1 protein-coding gene and 1 pseudogene are annotated in these 1,403 nt (G+C 45.0%); both read right to left on the bottom strand.

Annotated features, from left to right (window positions below; translation table 11 throughout):
* The coding region (locus BN873_RS16620; protein WP_374727172.1) for a methyl-accepting chemotaxis protein at window positions 1-1,102 on the bottom strand (1,102 nt) is incomplete at its 3' end.
* Window positions 1,103-1,203: 101 nt separating this feature from the next.
* Window positions 1,204-1,403: pseudogene (locus BN873_RS20545) on the bottom strand (methyl-accepting chemotaxis protein); the annotation flags it as partial.

Raw genomic sequence — 1,403 nt, 5'->3', positions numbered from 1 at the left:
GGGCGGCCCCGGCCAATTGATTGGCCTGACCGGCGTTCTCAGCGCTTTGCTTAACCGTCCCGGTCAGCTCTTCCATGGAGGAGGCGGTCTCTTCCAGTGCCGAGGCTTGCTCTTCGGTGCGCTGAGCTAAATCGCTGCTCCCTTGCGCAATCTCCGATGAGGCAGAGGCCACTTGGCTCGTGGTTTCGTTGACTTTCCTAATCATCTCTTTTAATTGGCCCGCCATTGTTTTCAGGGCGGCATAGATTCCCATTTCTTTTCCGGTATTAGTGAATTGACTGGTGAGGTCGCCATTAGCAATGTGCTGGGTGATATCCATCATGACATGGGGTTCAGCACCTAAAGGCTGCTGGATTTTGCGATCAAACATCCAATAGAACCAGATAAAAAACCCAACTAATCCAGCCATCAAACCGAGAACGATTGAAAAATAAATATTGCCAAGCTGGGTGTGATATTCCACCTTATTTTTTGTTCGCTGATCCAGCAAGGTAAAAAATTCGTTGATCGGTTTCATGATCTTGGCTTTTTCAATATGGTATTGTTGGGAATGCATCAGCGTTCTCGCCATCTCGAAGTCGGGAGTTGCTTTTTTAGTGAATTTGCCGCTTCCGTCATTAAATTGACCCTTAGCCGCATTCAGGGCGATGGTTTCTATACCTATTAAGCCATCTGAATTGGCTTGCGCTTCCTTTAACTTGTCAAATTCTTCATCCGTGAAGCCAATATTTTTCATTAAGGTTTGTAAAGCAATTTTCTCGCCATCTGGGCTAGGTTTTTTGCCATCGGCTGCCATGAAATCCCAATAAATCTTTTGGTAATTCTGTGGGCGTTGTTTCTCACCGTTGCGAATTGCGAGCACATCCCAATATTGCTGCTCATACTTCGCATCGTTCGTCACGACATAGGTACGTGCCAAGCGTGTCAAATCATCGGAGCTTTGCCGTAGCTCATCAGCAAGTAAGTACGACTCATAGCGAACCTCTCCTGCGTGTAAGAGATTACGTTGATTATCTAACATTAAATAAGCGACAGTAATAAAGCAAATGAGTAACGTTAAGATGATTGCTGAGGACATTAGGAAAAATTTCTTAATTGTCATCGTGATTACTCTTATAGGTTCATAGACATTGGTTGTTGTATTGAAACGGTGTAGTATTTCTGGATAAGTTTTTGCAAAGTATTAAGTTTTTCTAGCATCCTTTAAGCCGCTATAGGTTCATAGGCATTGGCTGTTATGTTAGAGATTTCTGGATACTTTTTCGCAAAGTGTTGAGTTGTGCTGGCATCATTTTGTTGGTCCAATTTAAAGAAGCCCATCAAGCGTTGGAGTTCCTGGGCCTGATCGCCCATGCTGTGGCTGGCGGCGGCGGTTTGTTCGACCAGGGCGGCATTCTGCTGGG

It is taken from the genome of Candidatus Competibacter denitrificans Run_A_D11 (assembly GCF_001051235.1).
In the GTDB taxonomy this organism is placed as follows: domain Bacteria; phylum Pseudomonadota; class Gammaproteobacteria; order Competibacterales; family Competibacteraceae; genus Competibacter_A; species Competibacter_A denitrificans.
Note: the sequence above shows the minus strand (reverse complement) of the source record. Positions and strands in the feature narration are given on the sequence as shown.